A 1,333-nucleotide genomic window follows, 5' to 3' on the forward strand; every position below is an offset into this window, starting at 1 on the left:
TGAAGTACATGATTCCATGCTTCCAAGAAAAGCATCTAGAGAGAGAAGTAGTGCCCGTACCGCAAACCGACACAGGTAGATGAGGAGAGAATCCTAAGGCCGGCGGAAGAATTGCAGTTAAGGAACTAGGCAAATTGACCCCGTAAGTTCGCGAGAAGGGGTGCCTGCGAGAGCAGGCCGCAGAGAATAGGCCCAAGCAACTGTTTAGCAAAAACACAGGTCTCTGCTAAAGCGCAAGCTGATGTATAGGGGCTGACGCCTGCCCGGTGCTGGAAGGTTAAGGGGAACACTTAGCGCAAGCGAAGGTGTGAACTTAAGCCCCAGTAAACGGCGGCCGTAACTATAACGGTCCTAAGGTAGCGAAATTCCTTGTCAGGTAAGTTCTGACCCGCACGAATGGCGTAATGACTTGGGCACTGTCTCAACTGCAAATCCGGCGAAGTTGTAGTGCGAGTGAAGATGCTCGCTACCCGCGATTGGACGGAAAGACCCCGTAGAGCTTTACTGCAGCTTAGCATTGAATCTCGGTATTGTCTGTACAGGATAGGTGGGAGACTGGGAAACTAGGGCGTCAGCCTTAGTGGAGTCACCCTTGGGATACCACCCTGACAGTACTGGGGTTCTAACAGGACGCCATGAATCTGGTGACTGGACATTGTTAGGTGGGCAGTTTGACTGGGGCGGTCGCCTCCTAAAAAGTAACGGAGGCGCCCAAAGGTTCCCTCAGAACGGTCGGAAATCGTTCGAAGAGTGCAAAGGCAGAAGGGAGCCTGACTGCGAGACCTACAAGTCGAGCAGGGACGAAAGTCGGGCTTAGTGATCCGGTGGTACCTCGTGGGAGGGCCATCGCTCAACGGATAAAAGCTACCTCGGGGATAACAGGCTGATCTCCCCCAAGAGTCCACATCGACGGGGAGGTTTGGCACCTCGATGTCGGCTCGTCGCATCCTGGGGCTGTAGTAGGTCCCAAGGGTTGGGCTGTTCGCCCATTAAAGCGGCACGCGAGCTGGGTTCAGAACGTCGTGAGACAGTTCGGTCCCTATCCGTCGCGGGCGTAGGAAATTTGAGAGGAGCTGTCCTTAGTACGAGAGGACCGGGATGGACTGACCTCTGGTGTACCAGTTGTTCTGCCAAGAGCATAGCTGGGTAGCTAAGTCGGGAAGGGATAAACGCTGAAAGCATCTAAGCGTGAAGCCCACCTCAAGATGAGATTTCCCATAGCATAAGCTAGTAAGACCCCTTGAAGAACACAAGGTTGATAGGTCAGAGGTGTAAGTGCGGTAACGTATTTAGCTGACTGATACTAATAGGTCGAGGGCTTGACCAATAAAAA

1 rRNA gene is annotated in these 1,333 nt (G+C 53.0%); it reads left to right on the forward strand.

Features of this window, described 5'->3' with window-relative positions:
• Window positions 1-1,327: ribosomal RNA gene (locus LQE93_RS16505) — 23S ribosomal RNA — on the forward strand; the annotation flags it as partial.
• Between the last annotated feature and the right edge of the window lie 6 nt (window positions 1,328-1,333).

This window comes from Clostridium sp. NSJ-145, assembly GCF_021044725.1.
Lineage (GTDB): Bacteria > Bacillota > Clostridia > Clostridiales > Clostridiaceae > Clostridium > Clostridium disporicum_B.